This window comes from Lutimaribacter pacificus (genome assembly GCF_900142185.1).
GTDB lineage: Bacteria > Pseudomonadota > Alphaproteobacteria > Rhodobacterales > Rhodobacteraceae > Lutimaribacter > Lutimaribacter pacificus.
On sequence record NZ_FQZZ01000001.1, the window covers coordinates 1 to 19,149 of the forward strand.

General features: G+C 65.2%; 16 protein-coding genes. 6 read left to right on the forward strand and 10 right to left on the reverse strand.

What is annotated here, in order from left to right:
- Window positions 1–106: 106 nt before the first annotated feature.
- Entirely contained in the window at window positions 107–1,180 is a 1,074-nt protein-coding gene (locus tag F3H87_RS00005) for an HPP family protein (RefSeq protein WP_223227925.1), read from the reverse strand.
- A gap of 279 nt (window positions 1,181–1,459) precedes the next feature.
- Window positions 1,460–2,347 (reverse strand): LysR family transcriptional regulator, encoded by an 888-nt coding sequence (locus F3H87_RS00010; RefSeq protein ID WP_188129150.1) that lies wholly within the window; start codon window positions 2,345–2,347, stop codon window positions 1,460–1,462.
- Window positions 2,348–2,460: 113 nt separating this feature from the next.
- Here F3H87_RS00010 and cuyA point away from each other — a divergent pair, with 113 nt between their 5' ends.
- Genes cuyA through F3H87_RS00025 form a run of 3 tightly spaced genes read left to right on the forward strand, consistent with a single transcriptional unit; the run spans window position 2,461 to window position 5,279 of the window.
- A complete protein-coding gene (gene cuyA, locus F3H87_RS00015; RefSeq protein WP_149787076.1) occupies window positions 2,461–3,483 on the forward strand; it encodes a D-cysteate sulfo-lyase in 1,023 nt (340 codons plus the stop codon).
- Between the two features lie 28 nt (window positions 3,484–3,511).
- Complete coding sequence (gene cuyB / locus F3H87_RS00020; protein ID WP_149787075.1) at window positions 3,512–4,201, forward strand: cysteate racemase; 690 nt, start codon at window positions 3,512–3,514, stop codon at window positions 4,199–4,201.
- Window positions 4,202–4,253: 52 nt separating this feature from the next.
- Window positions 4,254–5,279 (forward strand): YeiH family protein, encoded by a 1,026-nt coding sequence (locus F3H87_RS00025; RefSeq protein WP_149787074.1) that lies wholly within the window; start codon window positions 4,254–4,256, stop codon window positions 5,277–5,279.
- Window positions 5,280–5,306: 27 nt separating this feature from the next.
- On the opposite strand, the gene F3H87_RS00030 is transcribed toward F3H87_RS00025, so the two are convergent.
- From F3H87_RS00030 to F3H87_RS00055, 6 genes are read right to left on the reverse strand one after another with little or no spacing between them, the layout of a single operon-like run.
- Window positions 5,307–6,290 (reverse strand): ABC transporter ATP-binding protein, encoded by a 984-nt coding sequence (locus F3H87_RS00030; protein WP_149787073.1) that lies wholly within the window; start codon window positions 6,288–6,290, stop codon window positions 5,307–5,309.
- Complete coding sequence (locus F3H87_RS00035) at window positions 6,287–7,279, reverse strand: ABC transporter ATP-binding protein (protein ID WP_149787072.1); 993 nt, start codon at window positions 7,277–7,279, stop codon at window positions 6,287–6,289. The genes F3H87_RS00030 and F3H87_RS00035 overlap by 4 nt, the downstream gene beginning before the upstream one ends.
- Window positions 7,280–7,281: 2 nt before the next feature.
- On the reverse strand, window positions 7,282–8,199 hold the full coding sequence (locus tag F3H87_RS00040; protein ID WP_223227926.1) for an ABC transporter permease: 918 nt from the start codon (window positions 8,197–8,199) through the stop codon (window positions 7,282–7,284).
- On the reverse strand, window positions 8,196–9,137 hold the full coding sequence (locus F3H87_RS00045; RefSeq protein WP_149787071.1) for an ABC transporter permease: 942 nt from the start codon (window positions 9,135–9,137) through the stop codon (window positions 8,196–8,198). Before F3H87_RS00045 ends, F3H87_RS00040 begins: the two co-directional genes overlap by 4 nt.
- A gap of 60 nt (window positions 9,138–9,197) precedes the next feature.
- Window positions 9,198–10,775: an ABC transporter substrate-binding protein gene (locus F3H87_RS00050; protein ID WP_149787070.1), complete on the reverse strand. Its 1,578-nt coding sequence runs from the start codon at window positions 10,773–10,775 to the stop codon at window positions 9,198–9,200.
- 48 nt (window positions 10,776–10,823) lie between these two features.
- Entirely contained in the window at window positions 10,824–12,320 is a 1,497-nt protein-coding gene (locus F3H87_RS00055) for a M81 family metallopeptidase (protein WP_149787069.1), read from the reverse strand.
- Window positions 12,321–12,607: 287 nt separating this feature from the next.
- On the opposite strand from F3H87_RS00055, the gene F3H87_RS00060 reads away from it, so the two are divergent.
- On the forward strand, window positions 12,608–13,033 hold the full coding sequence (locus tag F3H87_RS00060; RefSeq protein ID WP_149787068.1) for an HIT family protein: 426 nt from the start codon (window positions 12,608–12,610) through the stop codon (window positions 13,031–13,033).
- A 21-nt stretch (window positions 13,034–13,054) separates the two neighbouring features.
- On the opposite strand, the gene F3H87_RS00065 is transcribed toward F3H87_RS00060, so the two are convergent.
- Window positions 13,055–15,568 carry a cation:proton antiporter gene (locus F3H87_RS00065; protein ID WP_149787067.1) on the reverse strand — a complete coding sequence of 838 codons (2,514 nt, stop codon included), beginning with the start codon at window positions 15,566–15,568 and terminating at the stop codon, window positions 13,055–13,057.
- 261 nt (window positions 15,569–15,829) lie between these two features.
- On the opposite strand from F3H87_RS00065, the gene F3H87_RS00070 reads away from it, so the two are divergent.
- Window positions 15,830–17,785 (forward strand): TonB-dependent receptor domain-containing protein, encoded by a 1,956-nt coding sequence (locus tag F3H87_RS00070; RefSeq protein ID WP_149787066.1) that lies wholly within the window; start codon window positions 15,830–15,832, stop codon window positions 17,783–17,785.
- A 34-nt stretch (window positions 17,786–17,819) separates the two neighbouring features.
- Here the strand turns inward: F3H87_RS00070 and F3H87_RS00075 are convergent, their stop codons facing one another.
- Window positions 17,820–18,110, reverse strand: coding sequence for a DUF2218 domain-containing protein (locus F3H87_RS00075; RefSeq protein WP_149787064.1), 291 nt, complete (start codon window positions 18,108–18,110; stop codon window positions 17,820–17,822).
- Window positions 18,111–18,241: 131 nt separating this feature from the next.
- Between F3H87_RS00075 and F3H87_RS00080 the strand changes: the two genes are divergently transcribed.
- Window positions 18,242–19,147, forward strand: coding sequence for a siderophore ABC transporter substrate-binding protein (locus F3H87_RS00080; RefSeq protein ID WP_149787062.1), 906 nt, complete (start codon window positions 18,242–18,244; stop codon window positions 19,145–19,147).
- Window positions 19,148–19,149 lie beyond the last annotated feature (2 nt).

Here is a 19,149-nt window from a genome sequence, read left to right on the forward strand (position 1 = left end):
GCTGCAGTCGGAAAGATGCAAAATCCGTGCCCAACCAATAACCGAAAAAAACACAACGCTTTCGATGATGACGGAACTCAGCAATCAAAGCCGCCGAATGGCGGGCTCATGCCGTTTGTCGTTCACGTGCGCCCGTCAGCAGCAGCCGCATGATATCCGATCGGGTGATGATGCCGGCAAGGCGCTCCCCTGCCATGACGGGAACCGTCTCTGTGCCCTGGATCGCAAGGCGGTTCAGGATTTGGCCCACCGGGGTGTCGGTCGTCGTCGAGCGGTCCGCCGGGCGGGCGATTTCGGCGGCGGTGATTTTCGGGGATCTTCCCACGATCCGCCGATCGAGTTTCGGCGCTGTCAGCGCATCGATGATATCGGCCTGCAGGATGAGCCCCGAAAACCGGCCATGGCGGTCGACGACCGGAAGGCTCTTGATCCGGTGCTGACGAAACAGTTTCGCCGCCTGCCGGATATCGGTATCGGGCGTCACGGTGATAAGCTGCGCGGTCATGATTTCCGCGCAGGACACGTTGTCGAACCGGTGGTTCGCGGCTTCCCGCTCGGCCGCGGCAAGCAGGCGTCCGAGGTCCGCGACGCCGATATTTGCCGATTGCCTGAATGTTTGCAGGAGCGTGGCAAGCTCGTCCCCGGTCAGCCCGAGCCGGACATCCTCGGCGGTTTCCTCCTCGTCGCCGGTTTGCCGGAACGGATAGACACGGCCCGTCATCCGGTTGAAGACGATGGCGGCCCCGACAAGAAGCGCCGACATCACACCGACCGGCGCCACGGCAAAGGCCGGACCCGCCTCGATCACCGGTTCGGGATGCAGCGCCGCGAGGAGGGCGACCGCGCCGCCCGGCGGATGAAGCGCGCGGGCAAGCATCATCACGGCGATGGCCAGACCCACTGCAAGGGGCGGTGCCCAGGGCCCGGAATAGATGGAAAGAACGACGACCGCGACCAGGGCGGACAGGGTATTGCCGGCCACGGCCGACCAGGGCTGGGCGAGCGGGGCGTTCGGAACCGCGAATGCCAGCACGGCGGATGCGCCGAGCGGTGCGATCAGGGCAAGGCGAAAACTTCCGGCATCGGGTATTGCCAGCGCCAGCAGGGCGCACAGCCCGATGCCGAAGGCGGCGCCGGCCGATGCGCGCCATACCTCGTGACCGACCGGGCGGGGAAGCACTGGCAGAAAGCCGGAGAGATGGAGGCGCCCGTGAGACATGTGGAATCGACTTGCAATTAGGTGGATTGACGGGCTTTTGCCTCAAAATCGGACAGAATGAAAACCCTTTGGATTCCGGGCTGTCACGACAAGGCCGGTGTCATGCCGGTGTGCGGGGCGTTCCGGGAATGACCTTTCCGTTTTGCGCGTGACCTGCGGACATCCGCACGGATCGCCAGGCGCCGTCGAGGCGGATTTCCTTTTTTGCAATGGTGCGGTTTCCGGCCGTTTCGGGGCAGGTCAGGGGTGATCCCGGTTCGAGAGCTCGGCCCAGATACGTTCTTCGGCATCGGATTTCCTGCCGATAAGGCGGGTCGCCGTGGTTGCGATCCGCGGCGTCGGCAGCAGGTCGGAATAGCTTACAAGGCCGCTGCGCGAGGGCAGGTTTTCCAGCATGGATCGCGGTATCCAGGCGATCCCCACGCCGTTGGCGGCGATCTGCATGGCGGCGACCGTAAGGGCGGTTTCCACCGTGACTTCGGTCGAGATCCCCTCGGGGATATGCGGGCTGACCTCGGTTTCGATCAGCTTGCCCAGGAATACGTCGGAGGGATAGCCGATCATGGGCAGGTGGCCGCCTTCGATCTGCGGCCGCATCCCGGCCGACCCGACGGGGATCAGGTCTTCTTTCGAGATAATCAACTCTTCCATGTATTCCTCGGGCGGGTGGGCCAGCTCGGCCATCGACTTGTAGGTCAGCACAAGGTCGGCCTCTTTCGTGATCAGCATTCCCCAGCATTCGGACCGGTTCGCGGACCGCAGACGGAGCGTGTAGCCGAGCGTTGCCAGCCGGTCGGCGATCAGCCCAGGCAAAAGAGATGTCGTGATGGCGTGCTGGCTGGCGATGACGACCCGGCTGCTGACCTGACGGTCGGCCTTGCGCAGATCCACGACCAGCGACTTGAGATCTGCCGACAGGCGGCGCAGGCGCTCTTCCTGTTCTACAAGCGTACCGGTGGGGCGTGCGGGCTTGCGCGAGCGGTCCATGAGTTCCACGCCCAGATAGTCCTCGATGCTGCGCACCCGCCGGGAAAAGGCCGGTTGCGTCAGGTAACGCCGGTGTGCCGCTTCGTTCAGCGAGTCGCTTTCGAAGATAGCGACGATGTCTTCCAGCCATTCCAGTCTCATGTCCGTGCTCCCGGTATTATGCCGATACTGCATGATAGGTCGGAAACTTGGCATTTGAGAACCGGAAATCTTCATTGCATCCTGTGCAGGAACGCGACCTCGGAGGATCTACTATGCATTTCGCGCGATTTGACCGCATTCGCCTGGCACATCTGCCAACGCCTTTGGAGCCGATGAACCGACTGTCGGACGCCCTGGGCGGGCCGCGGCTGTGGATCAAGCGGGACGATTGCACGGGCATGTCCACCGGCGGCAACAAGACCCGCAAGCTGGAATTCCTGATGGGCGAGGCGCTTGCGCAGGGGGCAGACACGGTCATCACCCAGGGCGCGACGCAGTCGAACCATGTCCGCCAGACCGCCGCCTTCTGCGCCCGGCTGGGGCTGGAATGCCACGCGATCCTCGAGGACCGCACACATTCCAACGATCCCGACTACCGCCTCAACGGCAACGTGTTGCTGGACGGGCTGCACGGGGCCACCGTCGAACATGTGCCCGCCGATACCGACATGGTGGCGGCCTGCGAAACCGCCGCGAACGAGCTTCGGGCGAAGGGCAGGACGCCCTATATCATTCCGGGCGGCGGATCGAACCCGGTCGGTGCCCTCGGCTATGCGAATTGTGCGCTGGAACTGGTCCATCAGGCCAACGAGATGGGGCTGAGGATTTCGCGGCTGATCCATGCGACGGGGTCGGCCGGCACCCAGGCGGGGCTGGTGACCGGGTTGCGGGCGATCAATTCCGGTATCCCCCTGCTGGGGATCGGGGTCCGGGCGCCGAAGGAAAAGCAGGAAGCCAATGTCTTTTCGCTCGCCCAGGCAACCGCGGACAAGCTGGGCTGCCCGGGGGTCGTGTCGCGCGAGGATGTCGTTGCCAATACCGACTATGTCGGCGAGGGTTACGGTATTCCGAACGCCGGAACGATCGAGGCGATCGAAATGTTCGCGCGCTACGAGGGGATACTTCTCGATCCGGTCTATTCCGGCAAGGGTGCGGCCGGCCTGATTGATCTTGTGCGGAAAAAGACGTTCGACGGGGCCGAGAATATCGTTTTCCTGCATACCGGCGGGTCTGCGGGCCTGTTCGGGTATCGCGCGACCTTCGAGGAACCCCGGCTGGTCACGCTTGTGGCCTGACCGGGCAGGGGACAACGGGACGGAACGGATGCGCAGGGTGATCGGACTTATCGGCGGAATGGGCCCCGAGGCCACAATCCTGATGATGTCGCGCCTGCTGGCGGCGACGCCCGCGCGGGACGATGCCGATCACATTCCGCTGCTGGTCGACAGCAATACGCGGGTGCCGTCGCGTATCGCGCATCTGATCGAGGGGGGCGGAGAGGACCCCACGCCGGTCCTTGTTGCGATGGCGCAGAAGCTTGTCGCGGGCGGGGCCGGGGTTCTGGCCATGCCGTGCAACACGGCGCACAGCTATTATCCGGCGATTGCCGGGGCGGTGTCCGTGCCGGTGCTGAACATGGTCGAACTGACCGCCGGTGCCGTCAACGGGCAACATCCGGCCGGTCCGGTCGGTATCCTTGCCTCGCCCGCGGTCGAGATTACCGGGATCTTTGCCCGTGCCTTTGCCGATCTGGGCCGCGAGGTGATCTATCCCGCCGACAGGGGCCGTATCCTGTCGGCGATCCGTGCGATCAAGGGCGGGCAGGCCGACAGGGCGCTTCCGATCCTGAACGAGGCCGCGGCCGAGCTTGCCGATGGCGGCGCGCGCGTCGCGGTGATCGGGTGTTCCGAGTTCTCCATCGTCGCGCCGCGCCTGACCGATCCGCCGCTGGCGCTGATCGACAGTCTCGACGTGCTGGTGGCGGCCTGCGTCGCATCCGCGACCTGGCAATGACTGTCCGTTACGTCAGATATGCGGCGCCCCGCGCGGCTTAGGAGGTTTGCAGATGGGATTTTCCGGCAGGGCCCGCCTGACGGGTCACGAAGGGGCTGTGCGTGTCGTCCGTTCGTGGGCCGGGCGGCACGGGCAGGGGATGGCGCTTGCCGCCGTGATTGCGCTCTCGGCGGCATTCCTTGCGGAAAGGTGGGGGGCGCCGCCCATGCTGCTGGCGCTCTTGCTGGGGATGGCGTTCCATCCACTGTCCGAGGACGCGCGCTGCAGGGAGGGTTTGACTTTTGCCAGCGGCACGCTGCTGCGCACCGGCGTCGCGCTTCTGGGGGTCCGGGTGGCGCTGTCGGACCTGGCCTCGCTTGGTCCGGCACCTTTTGTCGGAACGGTGCTTGTGCTGGCGCTGACCATCGCCGCGGGGCTGGGGATCGCCCGGCTTCTGAAGCGGGACATGGCGTTCGGCCTGCTTGCCGGCGGGGCGGTGGCGATTTGCGGTGCTTCGGCGGCACTTGCCATCGCCGCCGCCCTGCCGGCGCGATTGCTGCGCGGGAAGGACGTGACGTTCACCGTGGTCGGGGTGACGTCGCTTTCGTCCGTCGCCATGGTGCTCTACCCCGTCCTTTTCGACGCGCTCGGCATGTCGGACCGGCAGACCGGGTTCCTGATCGGCGCGACGATCCATGACGTGGCGCAGGTTGCCGCTGCCGGGTATTCGCATGGCGTGGATACCGGCGATACCGCGACCCTGGTCAAGTTGACGCGGGTGATCCTGCTGCCGGTGGTCCTGTTGGTCGTGGCTTTTGCAGTCCGCACGCCCGGCCGCAAGGGATTTCCGCTGCCCCCGTTCGTTATCGTGTTCGGCGGGCTTCTCTGCCTGAACAGCGCGGGTGTCTTTCCCGAGGTGCTGCAAGACGCGGTTACGCATCTGTCGTCGGTTCTTCTCCTGCTGGCGATTGCCGCGCTCGGCGCGCGCAGCTCGCTTCCGGCGATGATGAGGTTGGGGGCCGGGCACCTTGCCGTGCCGGTCGGAGCGACCCTGTTCCTTCTGCTTGCGGCGATCCTCTGGGCCGTGCTGTTCGTCTGATCCGGCGCATTCCCCGCCGGCGCCGTGTCAGACGTCTTCGGCGTAGTGGCAGGCGCTCATGTGGCCCGCGCCCATGTCGCGCAGGGCGGGGACCTCGGCGGCGCAGCGGTCGGTCGCCATCGGGCAGCGGGTGCGGAAGAAGCAGCCACTTGGCGGGTCGATCGGGCTGGGCACGTCGCCGGTCAGGACGGCGCGATCCCGGTCGGCCTCGGGGTCGGGCAGGGGCACCGCCGACAGCAGCGCCCGCGTATAGGGATGCCGGGGGTGACGGAACAGGGATTCGCGGTCCGCGATCTCCATGATGCGGCCAAGATACATGACGGCGATCCGGTCGCTCATATGCTCCACCACCGCCAGGTCGTGAGAGATGAAGAGAAGCGCCAGGCCAAGATCCTTTTGCAGATCCATCAGCAGGTTGATGATCTGCGCCTGAACCGAGACGTCGAGGGCCGATACCGCCTCGTCGCAGATGATGATATCCGGCTCCGAAGCCAGCGCCCGAGCAATGCAGATCCGCTGACGCTGCCCGCCCGAGAACTGGTGCGGCATCCGGGCCATCGCCTCGCGCGCGAGGCCGACCTTTTCCAACAGATCGCCGACGCGCGCGTGACGTTCGGCGCGGGTCCGGGCCATGCCGTGACTGCGCAGGGGTTCGGCCACCAGGTCTTCGACGGTCATCCGGGGATTCAGGCTGGAAAAAGGGTCCTGGAACACGACGTTCAACCGTTTGCGCACCGGTTTCATCTGCGACCGGCTGAGCCCGTCGATGCGTTGGCCGTCGAGCGTAATTTCCCCCTCGGTCAGGGGGATGAGCCGGGCCAGACATTTGCCGACGGTGGACTTGCCGCAGCCGGATTCGCCGACCAGCGACAGGGTTTCGCCCCGCGCGATATGAAAGCTGACATCGCTGACCGCATGGACGACCTTGTGCGACCGAGAGAACAGGCCGCCCCCGATCGGAAAGCGTTTCACGAGGTTGCGGACTTCGATGAGGTGTGGCGCGTCGGTCATGCGGCTGAGACCTCTCTTGGCGCGAAATGGCAGGCGGCAAGGTGCCCGGCCGCCTTGGTTTCAAGGGCAGGGTCGATGCGGTGACAGACCTCTTGCGCGCGGGGGCAGCGGTCGGCAAAGGCGCAGCCCCGCAACGGTTTCGACAGGTCGGGAACCCGCCCGGGGATTTCGGCCAGCCGGACAGAGGTTTCGGCGCCCAAAGACGAGCCCAGCCGGGGCACGGCCTTGAGCAGGCCCTGGGTGTAGGGATGGCGCGGGGTGCGGAAAAGGTCGCGGACGGTCGCCTCTTCGACCTTGCGGCCTGCATACATGACCAGCACCCGCTCTGCGAATTCGGCGACCACACCCAAATCGTGGGTGATCAGCATGACGGCCGAGCCGACCTTGCTGCGCAGGTCCTGCATCAGGTCGAGGATCTGCGCCTGGATGGTCACGTCCAGCGCCGTCGTGGGTTCGTCGGCCACCAGAAGGGCCGGATTGCAGGCCAGTGCGATCGCGATCATCGCCCGCTGGCGCATCCCGCCCGACAACTGGTGGGGATATTCGTCCACCCGCCTTTCGGGTGAGGGGATGCCGACAAGGCGCAGCATCTCGATGGCGCGGTCGCGCGCCTCGGCGCGGCTTGCCTTTTCGTGCAGGCGGACAGACTCACCGATCTGCTGCCCGATGGTGAAGACCGGGTTGAGCGACGTCATCGGCTCCTGAAAGATCATGCCGATTTCCGCCCCGCGCAGCTTGCGCATCCGGCTTTCGGAGGCATTCAGCAGGTTCTGGCCGCGGAACCGTATCTGCCCGGCGATTTTCCCCGGCGGCGTCGGCAACAGGCCCAGGATCGACATCGACGTCACCGATTTGCCGCAGCCGGATTCCCCGACCACCGCCAGCGCCTCGCCCGCTTCGATGTCGAAGCTCAGGCCGTCCACCGCGCGGTTCACGCCGGTCGCGGTGCGAAAGTGGATCTGGAGATCCCGAACTTCGAGAAGGGCCATTGTCACACCTGCTTTGCAAGCCGGGGGTCGACCGCGTCGCGCAGCCCGTCACCGAGAAGGTTGACGGCCAGGACGGTGACCGAGAGAAAGATCGCCGGGAAGAAGACGATGCTTGGCTTCACCTGCCAGAGCGCGCGCCCTTCGGCCATGATATTGCCCCAGGACGGCACGGACGAAGGCATACCAGCGCCGATGAAGCTCAGGATCGCTTCGGTGATCATGGCAGAGGCGCAGATATAGGTGGCCTGCACGGTCAGCGGCGCCAGCGTGTTCGGCATGATGTGCCGCCAGATGATCCCGAGCGTGCTGGTGCCGCAGGCGGTGCCGGCTTCGACATAGGGCTGTTCGCGCACCGACAGCACGACCGAGCGCGTCAGGCGGGCGACGCGCGGGATCTCGGCGATCGTGATGGCGAGGATCACGTTGAAGACCGATCCGCCCCGCATCAGGGTCATCAGGGCGATGGCCAGCAGGATCGCGGGGATCGACATCAGCCCGTCCATCACGCGCATCACGATGTTGTCCGCCCACCTGAGGAAACCGGACAACACCCCGATGGCCAGCCCGAAGATCGACGCGCAGACCGCAACGCCCGCCCCCACGATCAGCGAGACCCGTGCGCCGTAGACCGTGCGCGAGAAAATGTCACGACCAAGCATGTCGGTGCCGAACCAGGCCTCGGCCGATGGCGGCTTGACCCGGAATGCCGGGTTGAGTGCGGCAGGGTCATGCGGCGCGATGAGTGGCGCAAGGATCGCCATCAGGGTCACCAGAACCAGCAGGGCGAGCCCGATCCAGAGCGTCGGATGCTCGATCAGCATGGCCATGCCGCGGCTTCGCTGCGGCGGCGGGGCAAGGATCTGCGGCCTTTCGGGGGCGGCGGCAAACTGCGCGTCGGGATCGGGGGGCTGGGCGGTCAATAGCGAATCCTGGGGTCGATTAGGGTATAGCTGAGGTCGATCAGCAGGTTGATGATGACGTAGACGAAGCTGAAGATCAGGATGATCGCCTGGATCACCGGGTAGTCGCGGCGCAGGATCGACTCGACCGTCAGGCGGCCGAGGCCGGGCAGCGCGAAGACCGTTTCGATGACCACTGCGCCTGAAATCATCAGGGCGACGCCAAGCCCCACCACCGTCACGATCGGCACCAAGGCGTTGCGAAGGGCATGGACGTAAAGAACGGTATGGCCGGCAGCCCCCTTGGCGCGGGCCGTGCGGATGTAATCCTGCTGGAGGATTTCCAGCATCGTCGCGCGGGTGATCCGGGCGATCAGGGCGATATAGACGCCCGACAGGGTGGCGGCCGGCAGGATCAGGCTGCGCAGCCAGGGCAGGATGCCCTCGGCTATGGGCTGGTAGCCCTGGACCGGCAGCCAGCCGAGTTTCAGCGCCAGTGTCCAGGCCAGCACGTAGCCGACCACGAAAACCGGCACCGAGAAACCGAGTACGGCAAAGAGCATGATTGCCCGGTCAAGCAGCGAACCGCGCTTCCACGCGGCGGCTACGCCCATGGGGATGGCGATCACCAGCGCGATGGCCAGGGTCACGACCATCAGCGACACCGTGGGTTCGACCCTTTGCAGGATCATGCCGGTGACGGGTTCCCGGGTGAAGATCGACGTGCCGAAATCGCCCCGCAAGACACCGCCGGCCCATTCCACGAACCGCACGGGAAAACTGCGGTCGAGGCCCAACTGGTTGCGGATCGCCTCGATATCCTCCTGCGTGGCCTGGTCTCCGGCCAGGATCGCCGCCGGATCGCCGGGGGCGAGGTAGAGCAGGCTGAAGACGAAGATCATCACGAAAAGCACGACCGGAATGGTCGACAGGATGCGTCTGAGAATATAGGCGCTCATACCGTTTCGATCCCAAGGGGGCATGGGGCACCCGGAAACCGGATGCCCCGTTCCGATGCGTCAGGCGCGATCGACGTTCCAGAACAGGCTGACCGACGCCTGCAACAGACCGGTCAGGTCGGACCGCACCGCCCCGTCCTGGAAGGTCTGGCCAAGCGGTATGGTCGGCACCTGGTCCAGCGCACGGGCATGGGCCTTGTCGAAAAGCTGCTGTGCCTCTTCGTCCGATCCGGCGGACAGCCAGGCGGCGGCGGTCTCTTCCATCTCGTCGTCCTGGTACCAGCCCCACCAGCCTTTTTCGCCCAGGCCGCGGGTCGTGGCGTTGGTCGCGGGGTTGTCGATCGAGATCGAGGGCCAGTTGGTGTGGGCGATACTCCAGCCGCCGTTCTCGACCGGCTCCTTCGACACGCGGCGCTGCACCACGGTGCCCCAGTCGGTGTCCTGAAGATCGACATTCATGCCGATCCGGGTCAGGATATCGGCCGTGATCAGGCCGTGCGGATGGATCGAGGCGATGTCGGTCGGGTTCAGGATCACGACCCTTTCACCGTTATAGCCCGCGTCCTGCAACGCCTTTTTCGCGCCCTCGATATCCAGCGAACCGATGATGCCTTCGCCCAGTTCGTTGACGCCCGGCAGGCCGCAGGGGAAGGAGGCAAGGCACTCCCGGCGGTTGGCATCGTCGGCCGTGACCGCCTGCATATAGGGCGTCTGGTCGATCGCCTTGAGAACCGCGCGCCGGATATCGACATTGTTGAACGGCGCCTGCAGGTGGTTGAACCGCATGACCGAAATCAGGCCGAAGGGGTCCTGGCGAAAGAGGTTCACGTCCGGGTGTGCCTCCATCAGCGGGGCGAGATCGGGCAGGACCCCGGCCAGCCAGTCGACCTCTCCGGCCTGTATGGCGGCGGCGGCGGTGGCGGGGTCGGGAATGACCTGCCAGATCACCCGGTCGAAATTGACCACCTTTCCGCCCGAGGTCCAGGCCGCGGGCTCGCCGCGGGGTACGTAATCCTCGAACTTTTCATACACCATGCGGTCGCCCGAGACATATTCGTCGGCGACGAACCTGAACGGGCCCGATCCGATCATCTCGGTCACCTGTTCGGAAATGTCGGTCTTCGCCAGCCTTTCGGGCATGATCATGGCGGGCGAGGAATGCGGCTTGCCGATCGCGTGCAGAAGGCGGCCGAAGGGGCGGGTCAGCTTGATGACGATGGTCTTGTCATCCTTGGCCGAGAAGCTTTCGGTCGCCGCGCCGAGCGCCTGGCCGAAACCGTCCCGCCGGGACCAGCGTTCGAGGCTGGCGGCGCAGTCCTGCGCCCGGACCGGTTCGCCGTCGTGGAACATCAGCCCGTCGCGCAGGGTGATTTCCCAGGTCAGCCCGTCGTCGGACACGGTATGCCCCTCGGCCATCTGCGGGACCGGCTGAAGGTTGGCGTCCATGCCATAGAGCGTGTCGAAGACGCAGTACCCATGCGTGATCGACACCGCCGCCGGGGTGAAGACCGGGTCCAGGATGGTGAGGTTGGAACTGGGCACGTAGCGCAGCACCTTGGTGTTGTTCTGCGCGATCGAGGGAATGGACAAGAGCGGCGTCGCGGCGGCGGCGCCAAGGAGGCTGCGTCTGGTGATCATGATCTTTTCCTTCCTGAAGGTATCGTTCTTATGGTGTTTTTCCGTTTCTCATGCCGTTGCGGGGAGCGGCTGCGGCTGGTCGGTATCGTCGGCGGGCCAGAACGGTCTTTGCCGGTTCTCCCAGGCGACGTCCTGCAGGCGGAGCGGCGCCCCGCCGGGGCCGTGCAGGGGGATGTATTGCACGCCCGGCCCAAGCAGTTTGCGGTAGTTCATCAGGTTCTTGAACGAGGCGATCTTGCACCCGGCGATGTCGATACCGCAGGCCGCGTAATGTTCGTCCATATGTTCGTAGAAGGGGAAGCTGCCGACCAGGATTCGCACGCCGCCCTTGCGCAGCAGCGCCGTCTGCCCGGTCGTGACGGTTGCGCCGGATGCCGGGCCGCCCGAATAGGTGAACCTGCCATCGCAGAGCCGTTCGATCCGGGCCACCACGCTGACGGGGCGGAACCAGCGGTCGTCCTGCTTGGCGCCGATGTGAAACTCGGCCTCGGCCCCTTCGCCCAGCTCGAAGGCGCGGGCGGCCGTTTCGGGGTCGACGATGTAAATCGCCGCGTCCGTTTCGGGCGCGACTTCGAGCAGCGCGGACAGCAGGGCCGGGGAATCGCCCTGTGCGCCGGCCCCCATGGCGTCGGGCGCATCGACGATGAGGGTCCGACCCGGATAGTCAACCGCCGCGCGGACCGCCTCGGCCGGGGTCATTGCGGGCAGTTCGAAGACACGGCGGCGATCCCAGATCGCATCCAGAACCTGCTGCGCGACCTCGGTCGCGGCGGCCGGATCGCCATCGGTGACAGCCAGGCCCGTCACCCCGACATCGGCCATGTCGAGCCATGGCTGGACCGGGAAGTAACTGACCGAAAGGGCGCGGCCCTCGGCCTCGAGCCCGCGCGACAGGGCGGCGACCTGTGCCATGGGTTCGTCGCCAAGCGTGGCGCCGCCCAGCACCGGGACAATGGCATTGTACTTGCGGATGCGCGTGACCGGATCGATCTCGCCCTTCATCGCCCGCACCAGGAGCCCGGCTGCGCAGGCGCCGGTCCGGTAGGCATCGACATGGGGATAGGTCTCGTACCCGACGATGATCTGCGCCATGTCCGCCATCCGCTGTGTCACATGGGCGTGCAGATCGAGGCTGACGGCAATCGGGATCGCCGGATCGCCAAGCCGCTCGCGGACGGCCCGGATCACGCCGCCTTCGGGGTCCTTTTCGGTCGCGCAGATCATCGCGCCGTGCAGGGACAGGTAGACGCCGTCAAGCGGCAGGGCGGCAGAGATGCCTTCGGCAATGATATCCACGACCTCGTCGTAAAAGGTATCGTCCACATGCCCGCCGGAAACGCAGCGCGACATGAAGATGGGGACGACCTCGACCCCGGCTTCGGTCAGGGTGTCCAGCGCGCCGGTGATCGAAAACTGCTTGCCGGCAGCGACCCTGGTGACGTCCTCGCCGTGGAAAATCCCGAACCGGGCGAAATCCTCCTTCCGCGCAACGCGGAGCGACAGGCTGTTTCCCTCGAATTCGAAGCTGGCGATGGCGACTCTCATGACGGTTCCCTGGCCTGTTATCGTGTCGTTCCGAAGCGGCCCCTGCTTTCATCGAAAGCCGGGATGTTGTCCGAACCTATGGGCTTAACGAAAAGTCTTGCAGTAGCTTGGACCGATTTCAAATGCGAATTGAAGTTCTCAATATGCCAATCTCGCATATTTTGTTGAATTGGGCGTGGGGCGCCGCCGCCGCGGCCTGTGCGAACCGGAGCGGTTTGCACTTGCGGTCTCCGGCAGGGAGGATGAAACAATGGCTTTACTGACAGGTGCGAAGGAAAGGCCGGTTCATGATCTCCAATTGCTTGTTTTGCAGGATCGCCGCCGGCGAGTTGCCCGCGCATCGCCTGTACGAGGATGACCACATCGTCGCCTTTCTGGACCTGCACCCGATTCGTGCCGGTCATGCGCTTGTCATTCCAAAGGCGCATCATGTCTGGTTTGAGGACCTGCCCGAGGATCTGGCGACAAGGATCACGACCTGCGCGCAACGTCTGGCACGGCGGATGAAGACGCTGTACGGGGTTGAGCGCGTGGCGATGTTCTATACCGGCATCCATGTGCCGCATGCCCATGCCCACGTTGTCCCCATGCATCATGTGCATGACGTTACCTCGCAGGCGTACCTGTCGGCAGGGTCCGACGATTATGCCACGCCGCCGCAACTGCCGGCCTCGGAAATGGAAGAGATTGCCCGCCAATTGCGTGAAGGATAGCCGCCCTTCCGGGGCCGGCCGCTACGGCCGATGCGAATTCGCGGGCAGTAACGTGACTGCGTCGATCCCGCGCTTTTCCGCACTGGCCCGCACGGCGTCCTGAAGGGCGCCGCTGCGATTGAGAAGGCGAACGAAACGCGCTTCGTCGAGAACCAGAAGCGTCGAGGGCGCGATGGAGCGCACCTCGGTCCGGCGCGTCTTTTTCATGAGAATCGCCATCTGTCCGAACATCTCGCCCCGGCCCAACCGCCAGGTCTGGCCCGCGGTCTCCAGCTCGACGGCCCCCGAGGCGATGAAGAACACGCTTTTCGCATCGGTGTCCTTGCTGACGACCGTTTCGCCGGCATTCACATAGCGTGTCCTGAACGCCTGGCTCAGCCGTTTCAGGCTGGCGTCGTCCAGATCCGCGAAGAGGGGAAATTGGCGGACCAGTTCGATACGCTGCAGGGCGATGTCGAGATGCGGGCGCTCCTCTGCCGCGGCACGGCGCGAGGCGAGATCCTCCAGAAGCTTGGTATAGATTTCCGCCTCGATCAGCCCATCCTCTCGCATCGCGGCATATTCGCGTTCTTCGAGCCGCAGCGCGGTGCGGCGGATGAACCGCCGCTCAAGCTCTTCGGCATAGCCGGGGTATTGCAGGCGCAGCCCTTCGAGCGCGGTTTCGACCGCTTCGACCCGGCGCGACAGCAACTCGTGCAGCAGATCGGAGAGCCGCCGTCCGTGAATGCGCCGGATGCGGCCGTCGATAAAGGCCCCCAGATCCCGCAAGACAAGGCGCTGCGACAGCAAAAGCTCGAACCTATCCGCGGTCATCCGGGCAAGCGGGCCGGAAATGTGAAACCGGCTTTGCAAAAAACCGGCCGCCCGGAACCCGCGGCCATAGGCCACGCTGCGCCGCGCGGCGCGATTATAGCCGTTGCGCCCGCCGGTGCGCGCGCCCTCGATCAGGCGGTCGGCATCGGACAGGACCTGTTCCGCCATCCTGGCCGAAATCGTCCGCTCGCGGACCTTGGCGAGAATGGTGTCGCGCTCGTGACCGGCCAGCGCGATCAGGCCAAGCGTCACCCGGTCCCGGTCGAGAATATCGGTGCTGTCCTCTGCCGCCTTGACGGCGTCGTCCAGCCTTTCGCCGAACCGCTTTGCCTCGGACCGGACGATTTCGCGGCTGAGATCGTAATTCTCGGTCGTCCGGGCCACATCCTCGCGCACGGTTTGCAGCGCAACGGCGATAACCTGACGGGACAGCGCCTCGTCGATCGGCGACAGCCGGTCGAGGCCCAGGCGGGTGATGATCCACCGCAATGTCGAGCCTTGCGCGATCAGCGTAAACAGCGTGAAACCCGTGGCGAGGATGCCGACGACCCGCTGGATTCCGTCGGGAACCCGGAAACTCTCGGTCACCGCAAGCGCCAGGGCGAGCGTTACCGCCCCGCGCAGCCCACCCCAGAGAATGGCGACCCGATACGGCCTTTCGACCGTCGGAGAGAGCCGGAGCAGGGTCAGGAGCGGCAGAAGGCCGAACAGGATTATCGCCCGTGCCGCGATGGCGGCGAGGGTGACGACCCCGATCAGCACGAAATCCGCGATCCTGACTTCTTCCAGCATCCGCGGGATCAGGAGGGCGGCAAGGATAAAGATCAGGGCCCCGGCCCAATGGGCAAGCACGTCCCAAAGCTCCCGCAGGTTTGTCCAGGTCTGCGGGGGCAGGCGCCCGGGCCCGACAAGGTTCAGCGTCAGGCCGGCGGCGACCACGGCAATCACCCCCGAGGCGCCGACACTCTGCTCGGCGACGACATAGGCCAGGTAGGGCAGGGCCACCGAGGTCGAAAGCACGGCCAGTTCGTGACCGCCGAACAATGCCATCAGCCGAACCGAAAGCCGCGCGGCCAGCCAGCCCGTGAACGCCCCGCCTGCGATCAGGAGCGGAAAGCGGGCCAGCGCGTCGGCAAGGCTCGGGTTGGGCACGCCAAGCATCACGAAGCCCATGAACAGGCCGAACAGCGCAATGGCCGCCGCGTCGTTCAGCAGGCTTTCGCCCTCGATGATCCGTGCCAGCCGGCGCGGCGCCGAGATCGAGCGGAAGATCGACACGACGGCCGAGGGATCGGTGGTCGACACGATGGCCCCGACCAGCAGACAGGCTGCCAGCGGCAACCCGCTTGCCCAGGACAGGGCGTAGCCGACGCTGATGGTCGCCACCACCACCGCGACGACCGCCATCACCAGGATCGGCACCCAATCGTCCATCATCCGGCGCAGGTTCATGCCCAGGGTCGCCTGAAACAGCAGCGTCGGCAGGAACACGTAAAGAAAGACATTCGAGCGGATCGGCAGCCCGAGGATCGCCTCGGCCACCGGGTTCAGGGCGTCCGTCAGCTCTGTCTGCAGGAAAAAGATCGCGCTGGCGCCGATACAGATGCCGAGGATGGCAAGGATCACGCTATAGGGAAGCTGCAACCGGGCCGCCAGCGGCTCGGCAGCGCCGATCACCAGGAAAAGCGCGGCGATGAAGGTTGTGACCAAAACAATGTCCATAGCATTGAAATACCACAGGGATCACCAGGCGCATTTGAAAAACGATGGATACAGGCTGTGCACGGGTATGTGTGTGAAGGGAACCCCGGGCCGGCCACCCCGGTGCGGCGCTATTGCGCAGCCGGACAATGGCAGGATCGTCTTGGCCGCCTTGACCTGACTATTTTTGTCAACTAATGAGGGCGCCGAAAGCACGTAGCCAGATGGCCCTCCTCCCTCGGTAGGCGCCCAGCCACGCTGGAACAATCGGGGGATAGAGATATGCAACTGACATATCGCAGCATATTGCTGCTTGGAACGGCGCTTTGCGCAGGTATGGCATCGGCGCAGGAACCGGGGCCGGTTTTTCTCGGGACGCTTCGCATCGACGTCGAGGCGGCGCAGAACCTTCTTGGCAATGACGAGATCACCGAAGAGGAAATCGAAGGGCGCAACCCGGCAACCATGGCCGACGTGTTCGCCGGCGAATCATCGGTGACGGCATCGGGCGGTGCGGCGATCGGGCAAAAGGTGTTCGTCAACGGGATCGAGGAAAGCCTGTTGTCGGTCACGATCGACGGAGCCCGGCAGAACAAGTCGGCCTTTCACCATACCGGGAACATCCTGCTCGATCCCGCGCTGCTGAAATCGGTCGAGGTCAGCAAGGGTATCGCCCCCGCCGATGCCGGGCCGAATGCCCTGGCTGGCGGGCTGGCCTATACGACCAGGGACGCCCGCGATTTTCTTGAGGTCGGGGATACGTTCGGCGGCCTTACGACGCTGCGGGTGGGATCGAACGGGCAGGGCTTCCGCCGCTCGCTTACGCTGTTCGGGCAGCAGGGCGGTTTCGAATGGCTGCTGAGCGGCACGCGCCAGACCGGCGATGATTATGCCGATGGCGACAACGTGACCGTGCCGGGCACCGAGGCCGATCTGGGTGCTTATGTCCTCAAGCTGGCGCATACATCCGATACCGGAAAGCGGCTGTCCTTCTCGGCATCCGATACCAAGGATACCGGCATTCGCGCGGCGCAGGCCGGGGGTGGCGGCCTTTTGTTCACCCGGCCCGATTTCGCCGAGGTCGTGGGCCGGCCGAGCACGTTCGTCGAGGGCCTGTCGCGGCGGCAATCCTATACCCTGACCTACACCGACGAGAACCCGCAGGGCTGGCTCGCGCCGACCCTGCAGCTTAGCTATAACGAGCAGGAAATCGACGCGTCGGGCGTCTGGGGGCTGAACACCAGCCTGAGCGGCGTGGCGAAGAACGAGTTTCAGCTTGGCAATGGCACCCTGACCGCGGGACTGGATTTCTTCCGCGAAACCGCCGAGGGCGAGGGGCGCGGAACCGGGCCGTTCGGCTCTTCCGGCGAGGAGACGCTGACAAGCGTCGGCATTTTCGCGCAGGCCCGGCAGGATCTGAGCGACCGGCTTTCAGTGTCCTATGGCGGGCGCGTCGACCACCAGGAATTCGAAGGTGCGGACGGTTCGAAATTCGACGAAACGGGGCTGAGCGTCAACGGCGCGCTGGACCTTGTGCTGACCGACACGCTGAGCCTGAATGCCGGTGTGGCGTCAAGCTGGGGCGGCTTCGAACTGGGCGAGGCGGCGCTGATCAATTTCGGCGATGTCTGGGATTATACCGGGTTCCGGTCGTCGCGCGCCAATACCGCGCGCATCGGGCTGCGCTACGAAAGCGGCCCCTGGGCCGCAAGCGGCGCGCTGTTCCACACCGCGATCGACGATATCGCGGCGGTTCTGCCCGAGGGCAGCCCTAGGGCGCGCGGCGCGCTGTCCGACCTGACCTCGCGCGGGTTCGATGCGTCGCTGAGCTGGACCGGCGAAAGGTTGTTCGCGCGGCTCAACTATACCTACGCGGATGTCGAGGTTGACGGTGACCCGATCAGCTCGACGGCCTATTACCTGGGCCGCCCGATGGGTCACATCTTTGCCCTCGAGGCCGGCTATGACGTGACGCCGGAATGGCGGGTCGGCGGCAATGCGCAGGTGGCCCTGGACAACGATGACGGCGCGGTGTCGCTGCCCGGCTACGAGGTGCTGAACCTCTATGCCAGCTACAAGCCAAGGCATGTGGACGGTCTGGAAATCCGTCTGGACATCGAAAACCTGTTCGATGCCACCTATTCCAGCCGCAGCTCGGACGGGATCGGCCTGCCCAATGTCGTCGCCCTGAACGAGCCCGGACGAACGATTTCCCTCACCGCGACCATGCGGTTCTGAAACCTGGGGCGGCCCGCGGGCCGCCCTTTTTTTCTTATACCGGGGCCCAGTCCATTCCCGAAAAATCCTCGCGGAAGGCAAAGCGTTTGAGATGGTCGTCGATAATGTGCCTGGCGAGTTTGAGCCCGTCTTCGTCGCTGGCGGTGATCTCCACGCGCAGCGCGGCATCGGTCGCGGTAAGGCGTGCGGGGCCGGGGGGCAGGTCGGCGGTTCCTTTTTCGGCGTCGTATTCCACCGGTATCTTGTGGGCGAAATGCTTGCACAGCTGCTGAAGGTATCTTGCGCCGTTCGACGTTGCGAAGGTTCCGGTTTCGGTGATCGTCATCCTGTGTCCTTTCCTAGTCTTTTTGTCAGAATATCGCTTGCCAAGGGTGGCGGCAATCCTTTACCCACCCAGTCAAGCGCGCAGCCATGTCCCCGAGCCCAGCCACGCGACAACATCCAAGGAGTCGACCCATGCGCATGAGCCTTTTCGGCGCGCTGTTCGCTGCCGCATTCGCCGGACCCGTGCAGGCGCAGGACGTGACCGTGCAAACCGCGACCGGCCCCGCAGAGGTTGCGGCCAACCCCGAAACGGTTGCCGTGTTCGATATCGCTGCTCTCGACACGCTGAACGCGATGGGCGTGCCGGTCGCCGGCGTTCCCTCTCCGGTCTATCTCGAGGCGCTGGAGGACCTCGCCGCCACCGCACAGACCGTCGGCACGCTGTTCGAGCCCGATTTCGAGGAGCTGGCGGTGATGCGGCCGGATCTGATCGTCGTGGGCAACAGATCCTCGGTGCAGACCGGGGCGCTGGAACGGATCGCGCCGGTGATCGACATGACGATAGGGGGCGAGAACCTTGTCGAGCAGGCGCGCGCGCGTATCCGCGCCTACGGGGCCATCTTTTCGGCCGGGGACAAGGCCGAGGCGCTGATCGGCACGATCGACGCCCGGCTCGACGACGCCCGGTCCGCCGTTGCGGGAAAAGGCAATGCGCTGATCCTGCTGGCCAGTGGCGGCAAGATTTCCGCCTATGGCGCGGGCAGCAGGTTCGGCTGGCTGCATACCGATCTCGGCCTGCCCGAGGCGGTCGGGGGCCTTGAGGCGGAAAACCACGGTCAGTCCGTTTCGTTCGAATTCGTGGCCGATGCCGATCCCGACTGGCTGCTGGTCATCGACAGGGGCGCCGCCGTCGGCGCCGAGGGCGAGGCCGCCGCCGCCACGCTGGACAACCCGCTGATTGCCCGGACGACTGCCGCGCGCAAGGGGCAGATCGTCTATCTGGACGCGGTGCCGCTCTATATCGCGGGCGGTGGCGCGGGATCGCTGATGCACACGCTGGACGAGGTCGTGGCAGCCTTCGGCGACGCAGAAGGCTAGCG